The 21288-nt window shown below is 72.9% G+C and carries 15 protein-coding genes and 1 pseudogene; 4 read left to right on the plus strand and 12 right to left on the minus strand.

Going from position 1 to position 21288, the window contains the following annotated elements; translation table 11 throughout:
- Positions 1-33: 33 nt before the first annotated feature.
- The 5 genes and pseudogenes from Pen02_RS28910 to tmk all read right to left on the minus strand — a co-directional run.
- Complete coding sequence (locus tag Pen02_RS28910; protein WP_203869288.1) at positions 34-708, minus strand: hypothetical protein; 675 nt, start codon at positions 706-708, stop codon at positions 34-36.
- Positions 708-1013 carry a hypothetical protein gene (locus Pen02_RS28915; protein WP_203869289.1) on the minus strand — a complete coding sequence of 102 codons (306 nt, stop codon included), beginning with the start codon at positions 1011-1013 and terminating at the stop codon, positions 708-710. Before Pen02_RS28915 ends, Pen02_RS28910 begins: the two co-directional genes overlap by 1 nt.
- Positions 1014-1340, minus strand: coding sequence for a YbaB/EbfC family DNA-binding protein (locus Pen02_RS28920; RefSeq protein ID WP_203869290.1), 327 nt, complete (start codon positions 1338-1340; stop codon positions 1014-1016). It abuts the gene before it with no gap.
- A 218-nt stretch (positions 1341-1558) separates the two neighbouring features.
- Complete coding sequence (locus tag Pen02_RS28925) at positions 1559-2800, minus strand: DNA polymerase III subunit delta' (protein ID WP_203869291.1); 1242 nt, start codon at positions 2798-2800, stop codon at positions 1559-1561.
- A gap of 233 nt (positions 2801-3033) precedes the next feature.
- A pseudogene (gene tmk / locus Pen02_RS28930) lies at positions 3034-5079 on the minus strand (dTMP kinase); the annotation flags it as partial.
- A 326-nt stretch (positions 5080-5405) separates the two neighbouring features.
- On the opposite strand from tmk, the gene Pen02_RS28935 reads away from it, so the two are divergent.
- The gene (locus Pen02_RS28935) at positions 5406-6626 is read left to right on the plus strand and encodes an amino acid deaminase/aldolase (RefSeq protein ID WP_203869292.1); all 1221 of its coding nucleotides are present in this window, start codon (positions 5406-5408) and stop codon (positions 6624-6626) included.
- 80 nt (positions 6627-6706) lie between these two features.
- On the opposite strand, the gene Pen02_RS28940 is transcribed toward Pen02_RS28935, so the two are convergent.
- Positions 6707-7351 (minus strand): TetR/AcrR family transcriptional regulator, encoded by a 645-nt coding sequence (locus tag Pen02_RS28940; RefSeq protein ID WP_239141445.1) that lies wholly within the window; start codon positions 7349-7351, stop codon positions 6707-6709.
- A 196-nt stretch (positions 7352-7547) separates the two neighbouring features.
- On the opposite strand from Pen02_RS28940, the gene Pen02_RS28945 reads away from it, so the two are divergent.
- Both Pen02_RS28945 and Pen02_RS28950 read left to right on the plus strand, forming a co-directional pair.
- The gene (locus tag Pen02_RS28945; protein WP_203869293.1) at positions 7548-8870 is read left to right on the plus strand and encodes a D-arabinono-1,4-lactone oxidase; all 1323 of its coding nucleotides are present in this window, start codon (positions 7548-7550) and stop codon (positions 8868-8870) included.
- An 84-nt stretch (positions 8871-8954) separates the two neighbouring features.
- A complete protein-coding gene (locus Pen02_RS28950) occupies positions 8955-9893 on the plus strand; it encodes a GNAT family N-acetyltransferase (RefSeq protein ID WP_203869294.1) in 939 nt (312 codons plus the stop codon).
- Between the two features lie 109 nt (positions 9894-10002).
- Here the strand turns inward: Pen02_RS28950 and topA are convergent, their stop codons facing one another.
- The 6 genes from topA to Pen02_RS28980 all read right to left on the minus strand — a co-directional run bounded on the left by topA (position 10003) and on the right by Pen02_RS28980 (position 18490).
- Positions 10003-12906, minus strand: a complete 2904-nt coding sequence (topA, locus tag Pen02_RS28955) for a type I DNA topoisomerase (protein WP_203869327.1) — start codon at positions 12904-12906, stop codon at positions 10003-10005.
- Positions 12907-13277: 371 nt separating this feature from the next.
- The gene (locus tag Pen02_RS28960) at positions 13278-13928 is read right to left on the minus strand and encodes a hypothetical protein (RefSeq protein WP_372445687.1); all 651 of its coding nucleotides are present in this window, start codon (positions 13926-13928) and stop codon (positions 13278-13280) included.
- 197 nt (positions 13929-14125) lie between these two features.
- Positions 14126-14668: a hypothetical protein gene (locus Pen02_RS28965; RefSeq protein ID WP_203869295.1), complete on the minus strand. Its 543-nt coding sequence runs from the start codon at positions 14666-14668 to the stop codon at positions 14126-14128.
- Positions 14669-14843: 175 nt separating this feature from the next.
- Positions 14844-17228, minus strand: a complete 2385-nt coding sequence (locus tag Pen02_RS28970; RefSeq protein WP_203869296.1) for a sodium-translocating pyrophosphatase — start codon at positions 17226-17228, stop codon at positions 14844-14846.
- A gap of 430 nt (positions 17229-17658) precedes the next feature.
- The gene (locus Pen02_RS28975) at positions 17659-18096 is read right to left on the minus strand and encodes an ATP-binding protein (RefSeq protein WP_203869329.1); all 438 of its coding nucleotides are present in this window, start codon (positions 18094-18096) and stop codon (positions 17659-17661) included.
- Between the two features lie 37 nt (positions 18097-18133).
- Positions 18134-18490, minus strand: coding sequence for an STAS domain-containing protein (locus tag Pen02_RS28980; RefSeq protein ID WP_203869297.1), 357 nt, complete (start codon positions 18488-18490; stop codon positions 18134-18136).
- Between the two features lie 205 nt (positions 18491-18695).
- Between Pen02_RS28980 and sftH the strand changes: the two genes are divergently transcribed.
- Positions 18696-21281: a DEAD/DEAH box helicase gene (sftH, locus tag Pen02_RS28985; RefSeq protein WP_203869330.1), complete on the plus strand. Its 2586-nt coding sequence runs from the start codon at positions 18696-18698 to the stop codon at positions 21279-21281.
- Positions 21282-21288 lie beyond the last annotated feature (7 nt).

Genomic DNA, 21288 nt, shown 5'->3' on the forward strand with positions numbered 1-21288 from the left:
CCCACCTGCTGACCTACTCACCGAGAGTGCCGCTCAGCGGACGACGTGCCCGCCGTCGGGGCTTACGGTCGGGGTGTCCGGTGGGCGGTAGGTGGATTCGTCCAGTTCCGCAGCCCACCGCTGGGGCAGCGCCTCTGCCCGGTCGTACGCCTCCGCGACCGTGGCCAGGATCCGGGCGCCGATCTCGGCAGCGGCCGACCCGACCGGCAGTCCCTCGGGGGCGACACCGGACGGGCCGTGTTCGCCGACCCGGGCGGTCACCACGGTCACCGCCTCGGCCGAGCCGAGCAGGTCGGCGAGGGTACGCGCGAGCGCGTAGCGGGTGCCGGCGATCCACTCGGCGACCGCCGCCGCGTACGCCGCCGTGGCGTCGACCCGGCCGGTCAGCTCGACGAGGTGGTCCGCCATCCCGGTGCGGTGTGCCGCGTACGTCTCGGCGGCCGGCCCCTGCCACGAGCCGCCGTCGACCAGCACGGCCCCGGCCTCGGCGTACCCCCGGCGCAGGTCCCCGGTCACCTCCCCGGCGGCGTCCAGCGCCCCGGTGCGCAGCCCGAGCACCGCCTGCACGGCGTCGCCGGGAAGCACCCGGAGCCGGCGGAGCAGTGGCCAGATCCGGTGCCCGGCCGGCGCCCCGGTGGCGGCGAGCACGTCGTCGACCCGCCCGGACAGTTCGACGGCGGGCTCCGCGAGCTGGTCCAGGACGTCCATCACACCTCCTCCGGCTGCCGGCGGTACGCCTCGACGTCGACGTCCGCGTACGCCTGGTCGGCGATTCGCAGCGCGGCTGCGGTGTCGGTCAGCCGCTCGGCCGTCGCCGTCAACTCCCGGGCCCGGTTGTCGAGCGCGGTCGACCACTGCCGGTGCAGCATCGCGCCGACCTCGCCGAGCCGGCCCGACCCGTCGGCGGCGAAGGCGCTGCCGTCCGGCCCGGCGTACGGCAGCCGGCGGGCGAGGTCGGCGAGAGTGCCTGCCACGCTGTCGAGCCGGCCGGCGAGGTCCCGGAGGCGGTCCACTCATGCCTCCGTCAGCCGGCGGTACTCGCCGAACGTCTCGGTGTGCAGCTTCTCCCGGGCCCACCGGGCGGCGTCGTCGGCCGCTGCGATGGCGGCCCGCACCGAGCGGGCCACCTCCGGCCCGCTCCGGAGCTGGAGCGGTCCCAGGAACCGCACGTCGCTGACCGCCCCGCCGGCAGTGACGATCAGCTCGACCAGCCCGTCCGGGGACCGGACGGTGACCTCGACCCGTTGGATCGCCTGGTCGAACTCGGCCTGCAGCGCTTCGATGCGCCGGTAGCGCTCGATCGCCTCCTCGACCCACGACTGGTCGATCTCCCGCGTCACCGGCAGGTCCTCCCGCTTCCGCCCCGTCGGTTCACCGAATGTGAAAGCTTGACTGCGTTACGGCACCGAACCGTACCGGCCGGCCCGCCCGAAGGGAACCCTTCGCCCCAAGATCTCCCTGATCAGCACAGAACTCCCGCGCAGTCCAGAATGCAGAATCGGCAGTAGGGAGTCAGCGGCAGCGGTACGGGGTCGGCGGTCGGGCGGGACGGCGTCGGTCAGCCGCGCCAGAGGGCGAGCATCATCGCCTCGACGGCGATCCGTGGCTTGACGTTGGTCTCGATCGCCGTACGGCAGCCCAGCACCGCCTCCAGCCGGCGCAGGGTGCTCTCGGCGGTCCACTTCCCGGCGGCGGTACTGGCGATCGGGGCGACGTCGGTGTGCACCGGCTCGACGGGGGCGCGCAGCGAGACGGTCAGCACGTCCCGGTAGAAGCCGGCCAGGTCGACCAGGGCCCGGTCCAGCGCGTCCCGCTGGGCCCGGGTGGCCCGGGACTTCTGCCGGCGTTCGAGGTCCTTGATCTGCCCGGCGGCGCCCCGGATCGCGCCCGCCGCGCCCCGCCCGGTACCGCCGGCACCGAGCGCCGTCTCCAGCGCGGCCCGCTCGGCCGCGTCCGACTCGACCACGGCCGCCGCCGCCTCGGCCTCGGCCGCCTCGATCAGCGCGGATGCGGCGTCGAAGCAGGCCCCGACGCCGGTCAGCTTGCGCGGCAGGGCGAGTACCGCGTCCCGCCGCTTGCGTGCCTCCGGGTCGTGGGCCAACCGGCGGGCCCGGCCCACGTGTCCCTGCGCCGCCGCTGCCGCCCAGGCCGCCACGTCCGGCGCGATGCCGTCCCGATCCTGGAGTACGGCCGCCACCGCCTCGGCCGGCGGCTGGCGCAGCGCCACCACCCGGCACCGGGACCGGATGGTCACCGAGATGTCGTCCGGGTGCGTCGACGGCGTGCAGAGCAGGAAGACGGTACGCGGTGGCGGCTCCTCCACCGCCTTGAGCAGCGCGTTCCCGGCCGCCTCGGTGAGCCGGTCGGCATCGGAGATGACGAGTACCTGCCAACGTCCCCCGCTCGGCGTGCTGGCCGCCCGCAGCACCAGGGCCCGCATCTCGCCGACCCCGATGGAAAGTCCCTCCGGCACCACGAACCGTACGTCAGCATGGGTGCCGGCCAGTGTCGTGTGGCAGCCGGCGCACTCACCGCAGCCGGTGCCCCGGTGACATTGCAGCGCCGCCGCGAACGCCCGGGCCGCGACCGACCGCCCCGAGCCGGGTGGCCCGGTGAAGATCCAGGCGTGCGTCATCGCGCTGCCGACCCCGGCCCCGTCCGGCGTACCGGCCTCGGGGCTGGCTCCGACGGACATCGCCTCGACGGCGGCGGCCCGGATGGTCTCCGCCGCGGCTGCCGCCCGGCGGAGAATGTCGACCGCCTCGGGCTGGCCCACCAGGTCGGCGAAGACCTCGGGCATCAGGGGCGCCGTTCGAGTTCGAAGCCGCCCGCCGCACCACCGGCGCGCTCCCGCCCGCCCGGCACGCCGTCGGTCCTCCGGGCCTCGTCGGTTGTCCGGGCGGCGTCGGTTGTCCGGGCGGCGTCGGTTGTCCGGGCATCGGCCGGGTGTTCCGGCTCGCCCGGTGTCTCGACGCCGGCACCCAGTTCCGCCGCCTCCTCGGCGGCGGTCGCCCGTTCCGCCTGGGCCCGCTGCTCGGCCTCGGACAACTTCGGCGGGGTCGGCGTGTCCGGCGCGCCGGCCGCTGCCGGATGGCCGGCCAGCTCCGGATCGGCGAGCATCCCGGTGACCCGTTCGGCCACCGCCGCCGCGAGTTCGTCGGCCGGCCGCGAGGCGTCGAGCACCAGGTAGCGCTTCGGGTCGGCGGCGGCCAGGTCGAGGAAGGCGTACCGGACCCGGTCGTGGAAGTCGATCGACTCGGTCTCCACCACGTCGGGGTCACCGCCCCGGGCGGCCACCCGGGACAGGCCGGTCCGGGGCTCGATGTCGAGGAGTACGACCAGGTCGGGCTTGAGGCCGCCGGTGGCCCAGGAGGAGAGCCAGGAGACCTCGTCGACCGGCAGGGTCCGGCCGGCGCCCTGGTAGGCGAGGGAGGAGTCGACGTACCGGTCGCTGATCACCACGGCACCCCGGGCCAGTGCGGGACGGACCACGGTGGCGACGTGGTGTGCCCGGTCGGCCGCGTAGAGCAGTGCCTCCGCCCGGGGTGCGAGGGCGTCCGGGCCGGTCGTCCGGCCGAGCACCAGGCCGCGGATCTGCTCCCCGACCCCGGTCGCGCCCGGCTCCCGGGTCACCACCACCTCGTGCCGCTGCCGACGCAGCGCCTCGGCCAGCCGGCTCACCTGGGTCGACTTGCCCGCTCCCTCACCGCCCTCGAAGACCACGAAGGCACCGGTCGAGGCGAACGGCTCGGCCGGGAAGAGCGGCCGGCCCCGGATCGAGCCCCAGAGGTCGGGCAGCACCGGTACGCCGGGCTTGTCGTCCATCTGGCGGAACGCCTTGATGCCGGTGAGGATGCCGGCCGCCCCGGCGACCAGCAGCAGCAGTCGGGTCGAGGAGACCGAGATGCCCAGGTCGGCGATGCGCAGTTGCCGGGAGCCACCGACGCCGACCAGCAGGCTGCTCACCGAGATGGCCAGGATCAGCACCAGTCGCGTCCCGGTCTGCACGACGGCGAAGACCCGGCCGCGTACCTCGTCGGCGATCTCCCCGCCGAGCAGGGTCGTACCGGCCAGGAAGGCCATTCCGGCGCCCGCGCCGACGAGTACCGCGCCGAGGATCGCCATGGAGAGATGGATGGAGCCGGCCAGCATCAGCACCGAGGCGCTGGCCAGCACGATGCTCACGCCGAACCAGCGGCGCCGGGACATCTCCCGGACGATCATCGGCCCGAGGCCGATGCCGAGCGAGAGCCCGAGGAAGATCGAGCCGAAGAGCAGGTAGAACGCGGCGTCACCGGCGGCCAGCGACTTGGTGAAGAAGTTGGCCGTACCGATCACCACGCCGCCGCCCGCGAAGGCACCGAAGATGCCCAGCACCAGGCCACGGACCAGCGGGGTCTTGCCGATGAACTTCCAGCCGTCGACGAACTGCCGCAGCACGCTCTGCTCGGCCTGCTCGACGCTCTCCCGGCGGCCCCGGCGACCGCTGATCTCCCGGATGCCGAAGAACACCACCAACGCGGTGGCGAGCCGGCTCAACGAGTTGAAGTAGAGCGCCAACTGGGTCGGGTCGGCCCAGCCGGGCGGCGGGCCGCCGGAGGCCGCCCGGATGCTCCGGTCGAGTACGGCGATGCTCACCGCGGCCAGCACGGGGGTGAGCCCGTACGTGGTGATCAGCGTGAGCTGGTTGGCCATCTCCAGCCGGGACCGGGGGATCAGGTTCGGGACCGCGGCCTCCTTGGCCGGGATCCAGATCAGCGTGATCGCCTCGATCAGGAAGGTGGCGATCGCCGCCCAGCCGACCACCAGGCCGCCGCCGACGTCCAGCAGGGCGGCGAGCGGGATCGAGGCGAAGAGTACGAACCGGAGCAGGTCGCAGATGACCATCGTGTAGCGGCGGTCGAACCGGTCGGCGAGCACTCCGGCGACCGGGCCGAGCAGCAGGGCCGGGAGCAGTCGTACCGCGATCACGGCGCCGAACGCGAGACCCTTGGCGGTGTCCCCGGTGACCTGGCTGGAGGCGAAGATCGAGGTGGCCAGCAGGCCGAGCCAGTCGCCGAACGAGGCGGCGCCGAGCACCAGCCAGAGCCGACGGAACGGGCGGATCCGCAGTACCGAGCGGAGTGCCTGGTAGCCGGTCCGGTCGACCGGGCCGGTGCCGGACGAGGGCGTGCCCGTGTTGGGCGGCTGCGTGGTGCGCTCCGCGCTCCTGTCGTTCTCGTCGATGGCCGTACCCCTCCGCGCCCCGGCCCATGGCTGGGCTCCCCCGAGCACACTCTAATCGCGGTACGGATCCGCCCCGACCCCGACATTCCCCGGAACCGGAGCCTAGGGGGCGTCCCGGACGCCATGCCGGGAGATGCGAGACGGTTTCGCATTCTTCCCCGGGGGGTTAGCGTGCTCGGGTGGCCACCGAACGCGAGATCCTGCGCAGACGCCTCGACCAGGCGACCGCGCGCCTCGAACCACCCTTCGCCGTGGTCGACCTCGACGCGTTCGACGCCAACGCCACCGCCCTGGCCGGGCAGGCCGCCGGCAAGCCAGTCCGGATCGCCAGCAAGTCGCTGCGCTGCCGGACCCTGCTCGGCCGGGGCCTGGCCGAGCCCGGCTGGGCCGGCGTGATGGCGTACACCCTGGCCGAGGCGATCTGGCTGGTCCGGGCCGGGGTCACCGACGACGTACTGGTCGGCTACCCGACCACCGACCGGACGGCGCTGGCCCAAGTCGCCGCCGATCCGGAACTGGCCGCCGCGATCTGTCTGATGGTGGACAACACCGACCAACTGGACCTGGTCGACGCGGTCGCCGCTGCGGGCAGCCGGGAGGAGATCCGGACCTGCCTCGACCTGGACGCCTCCTGGCGACCGATGTCCGACGCCTTCGGCGGCCGGCTGCACATCGGCACCCGCCGCTCACCGGTGCACTCGGCAAGCGACGCCGGCACGCTGGCCGCCGCCGTCGCGCAGCGGCCGGGGTTCCGGCTGGTCGGGCTGATGGCGTACGAGGCACAGATCGCCGGGCTCGGCGACGCCCCGCCCCGGCAGGCCGTCCGGGGCGCCACCATCCGGCTGCTGCAACGCCGGTCGTACCGCGAACTCCTGCACCGCCGCGCGGCGGCGGTCGCGGCGGTACGCGAGCACGCCGACCTGGAGTTCGTCAACGGCGGCGGTACCGGCAGCATCGCACTGACCTCGGCGGACCCGGCGGTAACCGAGATCACCGCCGGGTCCGGCCTGTACGGGCCGACGCTGTTCGACGCGTACCGCAGTTGGCGGCCCCGCCCGGCGGCGTTCTTCGCGCTGCCGGTGGTACGCCGCCCCACCGCCCGGGTGGCGACCCTGCTCGGTGGCGGCTGGGTGGCCTCCGGGCCGGCCCACCGGTCCCGGCTGCCCACCCCGTGGCTGCCGTCGGGCCTGCGGCTGAGCGGCACCGAGGGGGCCGGCGAGGTGCAGACCCCGGTCTCCGGTGTCGCCGCCGAGTCGCTCCGGGTGGGCGACCGGGTGTGGTTCCGGCACGCCAAGGCCGGCGAGCTGGCGGAACACGTGGCGGAACTGCATCTGGTCGAGTCGGACCGGGTCGTGGACACCGTTCCGACCTATCGCGGCGAGGGCCGGGCCTTCCTCTGACGGGAAGCGGGCCCACACAAAAGAAATCTGGTCGACGAACCTGCTCGGCCGACGGATTCGGTCGGTCGACGGAAGGTCGGTCAGCCGGCGGAGGGCGCGGCGTCGACGTGTCGGTGCAGGTACTCCCGGATCAGCGCGGTCGCCTCGGTCAGTACCTTCTCGTCGCCCTCCGGATCGCGCCGGAAGGCCAGCTTGATCAACGCGTCGGCCGCCTCGACCGCGATCTCCAGCGCGAACCGCAGTCGGGGCGCGTCGGCGGTGCCGAACTGCTCGACCAGCACCCGGGCCAACTGTTCGGCGATGACACCGTTGTTGTCCCGGTCCTCGTCGAGCAGGTGCACGTCGACGACGTCGCCGAAGTGCAGGGTACGGAAGCCGGGCACCCTCCGGTGCATCGTGATGTACTCGTCGATGGCGGCGTCGACCCCGTCCCACCAGTGGGTCAGGTCGCCCCGGGAGAACCGGTCGCCCAGCCGCTCCAGGTACGCCTCCATGTTGCGCAGGGTCAGTGCCTGCACGATCGCTCGCTTGTCCGGGAAGAACTGGTACACCGACCCGATGGCCACTCCCGCCCGCTCGGCGAGCAGGGTCGTGGTCAGCCCCTCGTAGCCGACCTCGTCGACTATCTCGGCGCAGGCGTCGAGCATGCGCTGGACCCGGGCGACGCTACGGCCCTGCACCGGTACGCGGCGCAGTGGACCGGATGTGGCGGTTGACGTGGACACTCGTCGCCACTCCCTTTCGACGGGGTGAAGGTTACTAGGCGTCGCGAAGTTCGAAACGCTACCCGGACTAACGAGCCGAGTGGATATCGGTATTTACTCGGCGTGACGATCCTGATTTACTCGCCCTGGTAGACCTTGACGCGAGTCTAATTCATGTTTGTCGCTCGGCTGCCTGGTCAGAGCCAGGGGAGGTCAGATGAGTGGACGTACCGCACCACCCGGCGCCACCTCCTCCTGGGCCAACTGGGCCGGCAACCAGCGCACCGTCGGCGACGCGCTGCGACCGTCGACCGTGGACGAGGTCGTCGCCACGGTCCGGGCCGCCCGGTCCGCCGGTCGGCGGATCAAGCCGATCGGCAGCGGTCACTCGTTCACCGCGATCGCCCGGGCCGACGACCAGTGGCTCGATCTCACCGCGCTGGCCGGACCGATCCGGGTCGATCCCGGGCGTCGGCTGATCACCGTACCTGCCGGGATCACCCTGCACGCGCTCAACGAGGTGCTCGCCGGGCACGGTCTGGCCCTGGCCAACCTGGGCGACATCGACGCGCAGACGATCGCCGGGGCGATCTCCACCGGTACCCACGGCACCGGCGCCAACTACGGCTGCCTCTCCACCTTCATCGCCGGGCTGACCCTGGTGACCGGCACCGGGGAGTTGCTGGAGTGCTCCGCCGAGCGGAATCCGGAGGTGTTCGCGGCGGCCCGGGTCGGGCTCGGCGCCGTCGGCGTACTCGTCGAGGTGACCCTGAGCTGCGTGGACGCCTTCGTGCTGCGGGCCGACGAGCGCCCGGCACCGCTCGCCGAGGCGCTCGCCGCGCTGCCCGAACTGGTCGGCGGCAACGACCACTTCGAGTTCTACTGGTTCCCCTACACCGACCGGGTCCAAATCAAGATCAATAATCGGGTACCGGTCGACGACCGCCCGCTGCCCCGGTTCCGTAGCTGGCTGGACGACGACTTTCTGGCCAACTCCGTCTTCGCCGGAGCCTGCCGGCTCGGCCGGGCCGCCCCGAGCCTGGTGCCGGCCATCTCCGCCGTCTCCGCCCGGGCGCTCACCGCACGCAGCTACACCGCCCGCTCCGACCGGGTCTTCTGCACGCCGCGCCGGGTCCGGTTCGAGGAGATGGAGTACGCGCTGCCGAGAGCCGCCCTGCCGGAGGCGCTGGCCGGGCTGCGCCGGGTGATCGACGAACTGCCGTTCCGGGTGCTCTTCCCGGTCGAGGTCCGGTTCACCGCCCCGGACGACATCTGGCTCTCGCACGGTTACCGGCGCGAGTCGGCGTACGTCGCCGTGCACCAGTACGCCGGGATGCCGGCCGAGCCGTACTTCCGGGCCTTCGAACGGGTCGCCGCCGCGCTGGGCGGCCGGCCGCACTGGGGGAAGCTGCACTACCGGGACGCCGATTCGCTGCGGCCGGCGTACCCCCGGTTCGCCGACTTCCTCGCGGTCCGGGACCGGCTCGACCCGGATCGGATCTTCGCCAACTCCTACACCGAGCAGGTGCTCGGCGCCTGAAACCGGCGCTCCGCCCACCGGGATGGTCCCGTCACGGCCGAAAATCGTTCGGGCCGGCGTCGACACATGCCGTATACAGGCCCGGTGACCAGCGAGATGCCCCGGCTCCGGCCGTACACCGACGCCGACCTGCCGCGCCTGTCGCGGACCTTCGCGGGCTGGATCGCCGAGGCGGGCCGGTGCGGGTACGACCACGTCGGAGAGGTACCGCACCGGATCTACGAGAACCTCCGGGGGCACCGGCCGGCGGGCGAACTGGTCCAACTCTGGGAGTCCGGCGACGAGATCGTCGGGCTCGCGGTCAACCTGCGCTTCGGTGCCGCGTTCGACGTCTTCTGCGCGCCCGCGCTGCGCGGTACCGCCGCCGAGGTCGAGATGCTCCGGACGGCGTACCAGACCACCGCCCGCCGGATGACGGCCGACCGGACCGCCGAGCCGTACGTGCTGACCGACGTCTTCGACCGCGACACCACCCGGATCCGGCTGCTCACCGAACTCGGCTTCACCCGCTTCCGCACCTGGGACGACGTCACCAGCCGGGACCTCGCCGACCCGGTCGCCGCGCCGGTCCCGCCGGACGGTTTCGTGCTGCGCGCCGCCCGGCTCGCCGACGCCGCCGAGCTCGCGCAGGCCCGCAACTCGGCGTTCGACACCGACTGGACCGGCGAGGGGTACCGGTCGGCGGTGATGACCCGTCCCGGCTACTCCCCGGAGCGGGAGATCGTCGCCGAGGCGCCGGACGGCCGGATCGCCGCCTTCGCCGTCTACTGGCTCGACGAGCAGAACCGGGCCGGCCACTTCGAGCCGGTCGGCACCCACCGGGACTTCCACCGCCGAGGGCTGGCCCGGGCGGTGCTACGGCACGCGATGCGACGGATGCGAGAGGCCGGCATGACGACGGTGACCGTCAACCACGACGCGGCCAACCTGCCCGCGCACCGCCTCTACGCCTCGCTCGGCTTCCGCCGCGAGTACCAGACGTACGGCTTCCGCCGCCCCCGCCCCGCTCCCCCGACCACCTGACCCGGCACCGCCGCCACCGACCGCCGGCCACCTCGCCGGCCAGCCCCACCAAGATCCACGGCAAGTTATGGCTCGCCGGGAACCATTACTTGCCGTGGATCTTGGTGGGTCAGTCGGTCGGGTCGGCGGCGGTGGTGGCCTTGCGCGGGGCGGCCTTCTTGGCCGGGGCCTTCTTCGCCGCCGTCGCCTTTGCCGCCGTCGCCTTCGTCGCCTTTGCGGCGGTGGTCTTCTTCGCGGCGGTGGTCTTCTTCGCCGCTGCCTTCTTGGCGGGTGCCTCGGCGGTGCCGGTGGCCTTCGCGGTCGCCTTCTTCGCGGGAGCCTTCTTGGCCGCCCGCTTGCGCGGCGCCGGGCCCTTGGCCCGCTTCTCGGCCAGCATCTCCGACGCCTCCTCCAGGGTCAGCGCCTCCGGAGTCTGGCCGCGCCGCAGCGACGCGTTGGTCTCGCCGTCGGTGACGTACGGTCCGAACCGGCCGTCCTTGATCACCAGTGGCTTCTCGGTCAGCGGGTCGGCGCCCATCTCCCGCAGCGGCGGGGCCGCCGCCCGGCGCTGCCGGGTCTTCGGCGCCGCCAGCAGGGCCAGCGCCTGCTCCAGGGTGACCGTGAAGAGCTGCTCCTCGGACTCCAGCGACCGGAACTCGTCGCCACGCTTCACGTACGGGCCATAGCGGCCGTTCGCGGCCAGCACCTCGGCACCGTCCGGGGCGACCCCGACCACCCGGGGCAGGGTGAGCAGTTGCAGCGCCTCGGTCATCGACAGCGAGTCCGGAGACTGCGAGCGCAGCAGTGACGACTTGCGCTCGCCACTGGAGACGTACGGGCCGAACCGGCCCGACTTCAGCACGATCGGCTCACCGGTCTCCGGGTGCTCGCCTAGCTTGCGCTCCCCGCCGCCGCCGAGGAACAGCTCGTGCACCTTCTCCGGGGTCAGCTCGTCCGGGGCGACACCCTCCGGGATCGGCGCCCGGTCGCCGGTCGCCGCCGCGTCCTCGGCCGGACCGCCGTCGCCGGTGTCCCGGGGCGCGGCAGCCGCCGGCTCCGCGCCGGGCAGGTTCCGTTGCAGGTACGGGCCGTAGCGGCCGACCCGGACCACGACGTCGCGCCCCTCGTCGTCCCGGAACAGCGGGATCGAGTTGACGCTGCGCGCGTCGATCTCGCTCAGGTTCTCGGTGACCATCTTCTTCAGCCCGCCGGAGCGGGCCACCGACTGGTCGCCGCCGTCCGGACTGCCGAAGTAGAACGAGGTCAGGAAGTCCACCGCCGCGTGGTCGCCACCGGCGATCTCGTCCAGCTCGTTCTCCATGGCGGCGGTGAAGTTGTAGTCGACGAGCCGTGGGTAGTGCCGCTCCAGCAGGCCGACCACGGCGAACGCCAGGAAGGACGGGATCAGCGCTTGGCCGCGCTTGAAGACGTACCCCCGGTCCTGGATGGTCTGCATGATCGACGCGTACGTGGAGGGGCGGCCGATGCCCAGCTCCTCCAGCGACTTGACCAGCGACGCCTCCGTGTAGCGGGACGGCGGCTGGGTGTGGTGGCCGGTGGCGGCCAGTTCCTCGGCGGTCAGCGGCTGGTCCTTGACCAGGTTCGGCAGCCGCCGCTCGGCGTCCTCGGCCTCGGCGTTCTCGTCGTCGGACGACTCCACGTACGCCCGCAGGAAGCCCGGCTCGGTGATGGTCTTGCCGGTCGCGCCGAAGTCGGCCTCCTCGCCCGCGCTGGAGACCGCCCTGATCCGCACCGAGACGCTGGAGCCGACCGCGTCGGTCATCTGCGACGCGATGGTCCGGCGCCAGATCAGCTCGTAGAGCCGGAACTCCTCGCCGGACAGCTCGTTGGCCAGCTCACCGGGGGTGCGGAAGTTGTCTCCGGCGGGGCGGATCGCCTCGTGCGCCTCCTGGGCGTTCTTGACCTTGCCGGTGTAGCGGCGCGGCTCCGGTGGCACGTTCCGCTCGCCGTACAGCTCGGCGATCTGCCGGCGGGCGGCGGCGATGGCCGTCTCGGACAGGTTCACCGAGTCGGTACGCATATAGGTGATGTAGCCGTTCTCGTACAGCCGCTGCGCGGTACGCATCGTCTGCTGCGAGGAGAACCGCAGCTTGCGGGCTGCCTCCTGCTGGAGCGTGGAGGTGATGAACGGCGCGTACGGGCGGCGCCGGTAGGGCTTCTCGTCGACCCGGGTGACGGTGAACGGCCGCCCTTCGAGGCGGGCGGCCAGGCCACGGGCGCCGTCCGCGTCGAGGTGCGTCACCCCGGCACCCGGCTTCACCCGGCCGGTGGTCGGCTCGAAGTCCTTGCCGGTGGCGATCCGGTCGCCGTCCAGCGCGACCAGGGTGGCGGAGAAGCTGCGCGGCCCGTCGGCGGCGCCCTGCACGCCGAGGGTGGCCAGGATGTCCCAGTATTCGGCGCTGCGGAACGCCATCCGCTGCCGCTCGCGCTCGACCACGATCCGGGTGGCCACCGACTGGACCCGGCCGGCGGAGAGCCCGGACCGGACCTTCCGCCACAGCACCGGGGAGACCTCGTAGCCGTAGAGCCGGTCCAGGATCCGGCGGGCCTCCTGGGCGTCGACCAGGTCGCGGTCGATCTCGCGCGGGTTGGCCACAGCCGCCTGGATCGCCTGTCGGGTGATCTCGTGGAAGACCATCCGCTTGACCGGCACCTTGGGCTTGAGCGTCTCCACCAGGTGCCAGGCGATGGCCTCGCCCTCGCGGTCCTCGTCGGTGGCGAGGAAGACCTCGTCCACCTCCTTGGCCAGCCGGGTCAGCTTGGTGATCTGCTGCTTCCGGTCGGGCGACACGACGTAGAGGGCGGCGAACCCGTTGTCGACGTCGACGCCGAGCCGGGCCCACGACTCACCCTTGTACTTGGCGGGCACGTCGTCGGCGTTGCGTGGCAGGTCACGGACGTGACCAAGGCTGGCTTCGACCACGTATCCCGGGCCGAGATAGCCCGAGATCGTCTTGGCCTTCGCCGGTGACTCGACGATGACCAGACGGGTGCTCCTGGCGTTGCTCGGCACGTCTCTCCTGACCTCACTCACGATCTTTCCCCCTGCGGACCGCCCTGTCCGCGCTCGACCGCCGGGGTCGGCTCGACCGCCCGGTGGCCAGACGTCCAACGTAACGCGCTCCCCGACCGTGGAGTTGCGCGGGCCGAGAAGAGCACCGCTACGCTGCGGTGACGCCGGGTGCAACAACGCGGGACGGGCGGTCATGCCGGACGGCGACACCGTACACCCACGGGCGATCCGTGCGGGACCAACCGGACGGATCACGCCGCCACCAGCAAGGCACTAATCGGATTAACCGAACAAATCTGACTCTCGGCTGTCCGGGATACGACACCGGTCGATCCGTCCGAGCCGCGTCGGCGCCTACCCGTGGAGTGTAGTCAGGAGGTGCCACCCGGCCACTGACTCGGCGGCGCGGGCGGCGGCCGGTCCCCCACCAACTCCGCGAGCCGGGCCAGCCGGCGCCGCCCGGTTATCCGGTACGCCGGACCGCCGGCCCGGGCGTCGAGCAGTACCGCCGGCAGACCGATCGCGGCCAGCGCCGCCCCGACCGGCTCCCAGCACGCCTCGTCGGCCGGCCCGAGCCGGAGCGAGAAGCCCAGTGGCTCGGGTCGACCGGCCGCCGCCGCCCAGAGCCGGAGCCGGGGACCGGTCAGGAAGAAGTTCGGCGGCGGTCGCTTCTCCGTGCCGCGCAACCAGCTCGCGCCCAACGGGGCGAGCAGCGTGCTGTACGACGTCTGCACCCCGTGCTGCTCCGCCACCCGGCCCAGCCAACTGGCGGTCAGCCCCCGGCGGGCCAGCTCGGCGACCAGTACGTGCACCCGCCAGGCGGCGTCCACCACGATCGTGATCCTGGCCGTGCCACCCATCCGGACCAGCTCACCCGGCCCGGCCAGCAGCCCGGCGAGGTCACCGACGGACGGATCGGCGGCCTCGACCCCGAACAGCGAGAGCTGCCGGGCCGGCGGCACGACCGGCTCGGCCGGTGGGTCGAGCGGCACGACCGGCTCGGCCGGTGCCTCGGGCGGCACCACCGGCTCGGCCGGTGCCTCGGGCCGCTCCGGAGGCGGGGACGGCTCTCCGGGGGCGGGCGGCTCCGGAGGCGAGGAGGGCTCTCGGGGGGCGGGCGGCTCCGGGGGTGGCTCTGGCGGCGGGGGCGGGTCGGGTGGCTCGGGTGCCGCGCCGGCCGGGTCGGAGGACTCGGCCGGTACGGGCGGGAGGGGCGGTGTCAGCGACACTCCGGGACCTCGTCGAAGGCCCGCTTCAACTCCACCGAGTCCAGCTCGCTGGTGTCGAGCGAACTGGCGTCGTACTCCTTGTTGAGGGTGTCGACCGCGGCCTTGACCCCGTCGTAGAACTCGCCGGGCTGCCCGGTGCCGAGTGCCTCGATCGCCGTGCCGGCCCGGCCGTAGGCGTCCCGGACCGCCGTCAGCGAGGCGACGAAGCCCTCGGAGACCGCCTCGCCCTTCTCGGCGTCCGGTACGCCCGCCGCCGCCACCTTCTGCCGGGCGGTCTCGCTGGCCTGCTCGGCACCGCGCAGCAGCCGGACCAGGTTCTCCTTGGCCTGCGCAGGACTCGTCTGCGCGGTCATCTGCTGCTGGGTGCTCCGGGTCAGCGTCCCGATCTCGGCCCGCCACGGTGCCAGTGCGGCGCAGACCGCAGCGGCCCAGGCCTGCGGGGTGGGTCCCCCGGCGCAGCCCCCGAGAAGCAGGGCGATCGTGCACAGGGCCGCCGTGAACCTACCGGCGGATGCCGTGCGGGGGGTACGCATGCGTTGCAGCGTACGGGTTGGAGCGGACTTCGCGAGGGGGGTAATCGGCCGAGCCGCCCCGGACCCGGCCACGGACGGGTCGACCCGACCCGTGCCGGGCACCGGTGACACCGCCCCGGGAAACGGACCCGGGTCCGCCGCGTGTGCGACGGACCCGGGTCGAACGGCCATCGCCTCAGGCGTTGGCGGTCTGCGGCTGCTGGTCGGAGCTGCCGCTGCCGGTACCTCCGGTGTCCGGGTCGGAGTCCGACATGGCCACCGACTTGCGCTTGCTGAACACCACCGCCGCGACGATGATCAGCGCCGCGACGACCGCGACCCCGATCCGCAGCGCGGTGTTCTTGTCCTCGCCGACGCTCCAGGCCACCACTGCCGGGGCGATCAGCAGGGAGACCAGGTTCATCACCTTGATCAGCGGGTTGATCGCCGGCCCGGCGGTGTCCTTGAACGGGTCACCGACGGTGTCGCCGATCACCGTGGCCTCGTGCGAGGGCGAGCCCTTGCCACCGAACGCACCGTCCTCGACGAGCTTCTTGCTGTTGTCCCAGGCACCGCCGGAGTTGGACAGGAAGACCGCCATCAGGGTGCCGGCCCCGATGGCACCGGCCAGGTACGCGGCCAGCGCACCCGGGCCGAGCCCGAAACCGACCGCGATCGGCGCCAGGATGGCGAGCAGCCCCGGAGTCATCAGCTCGCGCTGCGCGTCCCGGGTGCAGATGTCGACCACCTTGCCGTACTCCGGCCGCTGGCTGTAATCCATGATCCCGGGCAGCTCGCGGAACTGCCGGCGTACCTCCATGACCACGGCACCGGCCGAGCGGGAGACCGCGTTGATGGCCAGGCCGGAGAAGAGGAACACCACGGCGGCACCGACGATCAGGCCGACCAGGTTGCGCGGGTTGGCCACGTTGAGCAGGCCGTCGATCGACAGGTCGGAACCCGCGTCCCGCAGTGCCGTGCCCAGCGTGTCGGTGTACGACCCGAAGAGCGCGGTGGCCGCCAGTACCGCCGTGGCGATCGCGATGCCCTTTGTGATCGCCTTGGTGGTGTTGCCGACCGCGTCCAGCTCGGTGAGCGTACGCGCGCCCTGCTCGTCGATGTCGCCGGACATCTCGGCGATGCCCTGCGCGTTGTCGGAGATCGGCCCGAAGGTGTCCATCGCCACGATCACGCCGACCGTGGTGAGCAGACCGGTACCGGCCAGCGCCACCGCGAAGAGCGAGAGCGTGAGCGACCCGCCGCCGAGCAGGAAGGCGCCGAACACCCCGGCACCGATCAGCAGTGCGGAGTAGACCGCCGACTCCAACCCGACGCTGATCCCGGCCAGTACGACGGTGGCCGGACCGGTCAGCGACGACTTGCCGATGTCCTGCACCGGTCGCCGGTTCGTCTCGGTGAAGTAGCCGGTCAGCGCCTGGATGGCGGCGGCCAGCACGATGCCGATCACGACGGCGCCGATGGCGAGGATCCGGGGGTCGAGCGGCGTCCCGGCGTCGTCGGCGAGGCCGAGCGCGGCCCGCCAGTCGTCGCCGAGCAGCCCGGCCCAGGTGGCCGGCAGGTAGACGAAGGACATCACCGCGACCAGGATCGCCGAGACCACCGCGGAGGCGTAGAACGCCCGGTTGATCGCGGTGAGCCCGGACCGGTCGCCAGCCCGCAGCCGGGTGATGAACACCCCGAGGATGGCGATCAGCACGCCGATGGTGGAGACGATCAGCGGGAAGACCAGCCCGTGCTCGCCGAACGCCGCCCGACCGAGGATCAGTGCGGCGACCAGGGTCACCGCGTACGACTCGAACAGGTCGGCGGCCATGCCGGCGCAGTCGCCGACGTTGTCGCCCACGTTGTCGGCGATGGTCGCCGCGTTGCGCGGGTCGTCCTCCGGAATGCCCTGCTCGACCTTGCCGACCAGGTCGGCGCCGACGTCGGCGGCCTTGGTGAAGATGCCGCCGCCGACCCGCATGAACATCGCGAGCAGCGCGGCACCGAAGCCGAAGCCCTCCAGCACGGTCGGCGCGTCGCCCTTGTAGATCAGGACGACCGCCGCCGCCCCGACCAGGCCCAGGCCGACGGTGAGGAAGCCGACGACGCCACCGGTACGGAACGCGATCTGCATCGCGGCCTCCCGGCCGCCCTGGTGTTCCCGGGCGGCGGCGGCGACCCGCAGGTTGGCCCGGGTGGCCAGCGCCATGCCGGCGCCACCGATGAACGCGCTGAACAGGGCGCCGACCACGAAGAAGCCGGAGCGGCCGATCTTCACCAGCGTCTCGCTGCCGTCGGTGTCGTGCACCGGCAGCAGGAAGAGCAGGATCACGGCGACCACGACGAATATGCCGAGGGTGCGGAACTGGCGCAGCAGGTAGGCCGAGGCCCCCTCCTGCACGGCCCCCGCGATCTCCTGCATCTTCTCGGTGCCCTTGCCGGTCGACAGCACGGCCTTGGTCAGCGCACCCGCGAAGCCGAGCGCCACCAGGGCGATAACCGCCGCGACGACGACGTACGTCAGGTTCTCGCCGCCGAGGGACAGCCCGCCACTGTCGGCGGCCCAATTGTGGGACATCTATGTCCTCCTGTACCGAACACTCGCGCCGGGCCGGCGGACGAACCGGCCAGACGTCTCCACGCGTGGAGCGACAGACTCGCAAGCGCCCTCGGACCCGGACCCCCACAACCGGCGATGCTCACCCGCCCGCAGGAGCGCGACCAGCACACTTGCTGATAACCCCGGGTACTCTAGCGGTCCGTCGTGTTGGAGGTCACACAGAGGACCCACCCGGTCGCGATGATCTTCGTCGCTGTGTTAGCGGCGGCGGTCTGGTAATGCGGGTACCGGCGCCGCCCGGCAGCGCCCCGGGATCATCCCCGGCGGACGTCCCGGGTTGCCGCCCGAGCGACCGGGCCACCCGGACCGCAGACCTCTCGGGTTACCGGCCGAGCGGCGTGGCCACCCGGACCGCAGACGTCCCGGGTTAGCGGCAAGACGTCCCGGGTTACCGGCCGAGGGGCCAGGCCATTCGGACCTCGGTGCCGATACCCTCGTCCACCGGGCGCACCTGGAGGTCCTCGACAAAGCCCGCGAGCAGGGCGAACCCGACACCCACCGTCAGGGCCTCGTCGGTCAGCGACTCGTCGGCCAGTTCGTCCGGAGGCAGCGCGGCCAACCCCAGCCCGGCCTCGATCGGCGCCCGGTCGATCACCCGGACCGTGTACGCCGGACCGTCCGACATCTCCACCAGCACCAGGTCGGTCAGCCCGTACTGCCGGTGCAGGGCGACCGCGCGGGCGCACGCCTCGCCGATCGCCAGTCGTACCTCGTCGAGCAGTTCCTCGGGCACACCGGCCCGCCGGGCCACCGCGACCCCGACCAGCCGGGCGGTACGGACGTGGACCGGGGCCGGGGTGAAGGAGAGTTTGACGCTCGACATCACGCGTCGACCGTCGACATCAGGCATCGGCGCGTCGACATCACGCATCGGTACCGGACGAATCGGCCGAGGTGGCGGCCTCCAGCGTCGGGTAGATCGGGAAGACCTGGTCGAGGGCGGTGATCCGGAAAATCTTGAGCAGCGGCTCCTTGTCACAGATCAGCCCGAAAGTCCCGCCGACCGGACGCAGCCGCTTGAGCGCCCCCACCAGCACGCCGAGGCCGGTCGAGTCGAGGAAGTCCACCCGGCCGAGATCCACGACGATCGCCCGGGCCCCGCCGTCGATCAGCTCGACCAGACGCTCGCGGAGCCGGGGTGCGGTGTAGACGTCCACCTCGCCGCCGACCTCCAACACGGTGTGCTCACCGATGGTGCGGGTCGTCAGCGACAGATCCATCAGTCCTCCTCTGACCGCCAGGAACGCTCCTGGGCATCTAACCATCGACCAGCGGACCGCGCACCGACAGTGGACCGACCGCTACCCCGCCTTCCGACGCACGTACGAGAGTGCGAGAGTGCAGGGCGTGACGTTTCCAGCAACAGTATCGGCCGGCAGCGGGGCCGAGGACTCCCGCCCGACCGGTCGCCCCGCCCCGGGCGAGCTGCTGGACCGGCTGCGCGGCCGGGCCGCGTTCGGCACCACCGGCAGCGCCGGCAGCCCGGTCACGCACGTCGAACGGGTGCCGGCCCGAGCCGGTACGGTGGCGCAGTGGCCGGAGTGGGTGCCGGCCGAGCTGCGTACCGCCCTCGTCGGGCAGGGCGTGGTCGCGCCGTGGCGGCACCAGGCCGAGGCGGCCGGGCACGCGTACGCCGGCCGGCACGTGGTGGTCGCCACCGGCACCGCGTCCGGAAAGTCCCTCGCGTACCAGCTTCCGGCCCTGGCAACGCTGCTCACCGACCCTCGGGCCACCGCGCTCTACCTGGCCCCGACCAAGGCACTCGCCGCCGACCAGCTCCGGTCCGTCGCCTCGCTCGGTCTGGACGGGGTACGACCGGCGTGTTACGACGGCGACACCCCGCGTACCGAGCGGGACTGGATCCGGGCGCACTCCCGGTTCGTGCTGACCAATCCGGACATGCTGCACCACGGGATCCTGCCCGGGCACGCGAAGTGGTCCGCCTTCCTGCGCCGGCTCGCCTTCGTGGTGGTCGACGAGTGCCACACCTACCGGGGCGTCTTCGGGTCGCACGTGGCCCACGTACTGCGTCGGCTGCGACGGCAGGCCGCGCGCTATCCGGGTACTCCCGGAAAGGCGGTGCCGGGGCAGCGGAGCGGGACCGGCGGGTCCGGGCCGACGCCGGACGGCCCGGTCTTCGTGCTGGCGTCGGCGACCTCCGGCGACCCGGCCGCGGCGGCCGAGCGGCTGACCGGGCTGCCGGTCACGGCGGTCACCGAGGACACCGCGCCGCGCGGCGGGTTGACCTTCGCCCTCTGGGAGCCGCCGCTGCTCCCACCGCCGTCGTCTTCGTCGCCGTCGGACCGCCTGGAGCCGGCCGACCTCGCCGAACTGGTAACGGCCGATGCCGATGCCCGACCTGTCAGGGCCGGCGCCGGACCTGTCACGGCGGGTGCTGACACCGGGCCTGTCACGATCGGCACCGACACCGGACCTGTCACGGTGGGTATCGGGGCCGGCACCGATCCGGTACCGGCGGTGGCCGGCGCCGGCATCGACGCCGCCCCGGTACGCCGTTCCGCGTTGCGGGAGACCGCCGACCTGCTCAGCGACACCGTCGCGGCCGGGGTCCGGACACTGGCCTTCGTCCGGTCCCGGCGCGGGGCCGAGGTGATCGCCACCACCGCCCGGCGCTCCCTGGACGAGGCCGTGCCCGGGCTGGGCGGCCGGGTCGCCGCCTACCGCTCCGGCTACCTCCGCGAGGAGCGCCGCTCCCTGGAACAGGCGTTGCTCGGCGGTGAACTACTCGGTCTCGCCTCCACCAGTGCACTGGAACTCGGCGTCGACCTGGTCGGCCTGGACGCGGTACTGATCTGCGGCTACCCCGGCACCCGGGCGTCGCTCTGGCAGCAGGCCGGCCGGGCCGGGCGGTCCGGCCGGGAGGCGCTCGCCGTGCTGGTGGCCCGGGACGACCCGCTGGACACCTACCTGGTGCACCATCCGGAGGCGCTGTTCGGCCGGCCGGTCGAGGCGACCGTGCTCGACCCCGCCAACCCGTACGTGCTGGGGCCACAGCTCTGCTGCGCGGCGGCGGAGTCCCCGCTGACCCCGGCCGACCTGGAACTCTTCGGCGACGGAGCGAAGGACGCGGTCGAGTCGCTGGTGGCCGCCGGTGCGCTCCGGTCCCGCCCGACCGGCTGGTACTGGCGGCACGCCGGGCGCCCCGAGGTGGACCTGCGCGGCACCGGCGGCGCCCCGGTGGACGTGGTCGAGTCGTCGACCGGTCGGCTGCTCGGCACCGTGGACCCGGCGTCGGCACACTTCCAGGTGCACCCCGGCGCGGTCTACCTGCACCAGGGCGTGTCGTACGTGGTCGACGACCTCGATCTCGACGACGGCTGCGCGCTGGTGCACACCAAGGAGCCGGACTGGTCCACCCATCCCCGGGACGTCACCTCGCTCTCCGTCGTCTCGGTCCGCTCCTACCTCGACTGCGGGCCGGTCGGGATGTTCCTCGGCGAGGTCGACGTGACCAGCCAGGTGGTGTCGTACCAGCGCCGACGGCTCGCCTCCGGTGAGGTGCTGGCCACCCTGCCGCTGGACCTGCCCGCCCGGGAACTGCGTACGGTCGCGGTCTGGTTCACCGTCTCGCCGGAGTCGCTGGCGGCGGCCGGGGTGGAGGCGGCCGAGATGCCGGGGGCGTTGCACGCCGCCGAGCACGCCGCGATCGGACTGCTGCCGCTGGTCGCCACCTGCGACCGCTGGGACATCGGCGGGCTGTCGACCGCCAACCACCCGGACACGGAGGCGCCGACGGTATTCGTCTACGACGGCCATCCGGGCGGGGCGGGGTTCGCGGAGCGGGCGTACCGGGCGGCGTCGGAGTGGCTGGGGGCGACCCGGGACGCCATCGCCGAGTGCGGGTGCGAGGCCGGCTGCCCGTCCTGCGTCCAGTCCCCGAAGTGCGGCAACGGCAACAATCCGCTGGCGAAGCCGGAGGCGGTCCGGGTACTCGACGTGGTGCTCTCGAACCTGGCCAGGGTGGCTCCGGCCGGGCCGGACGAGACCTGATCGCGGT

Source organism: Plantactinospora endophytica, from assembly GCF_016862915.1.
GTDB classification, from domain to species: Bacteria; Actinomycetota; Actinomycetes; order Mycobacteriales; family Micromonosporaceae; genus Plantactinospora; species Plantactinospora endophytica.

What these genes read in the sequence shown, in the direction of transcription:
- Pen02_RS28910 (WP_203869288.1), bottom strand. Translation starts at nt 708, where the DNA reads ATGGACGTCCTGGACCAGCTCGCGGAGCCCGCCGTCGAACTGTCCGGG.
- Pen02_RS28925 (WP_203869291.1), bottom strand. Translation starts at nt 2,800, where the DNA reads ATGCCCGAGGTCTTCGCCGACCTGGTGGGCCAGCCCGAGGCGGTCGAC.
- Pen02_RS28945 (WP_203869293.1), top strand. Translation starts at nt 7,548, where the DNA reads ATGAGTGGACGTACCGCACCACCCGGCGCCACCTCCTCCTGGGCCAAC.
- Pen02_RS28965 (WP_203869295.1), bottom strand. Translation starts at nt 14,668, where the DNA reads ATGCGTACCCCCCGCACGGCATCCGCCGGTAGGTTCACGGCGGCCCTG.
- Pen02_RS28970 (WP_203869296.1), bottom strand. Translation starts at nt 17,228, where the DNA reads ATGTCCCACAATTGGGCCGCCGACAGTGGCGGGCTGTCCCTCGGCGGC.
- Pen02_RS28980 (WP_203869297.1), bottom strand. Translation starts at nt 18,490, where the DNA reads ATGGATCTGTCGCTGACGACCCGCACCATCGGTGAGCACACCGTGTTG.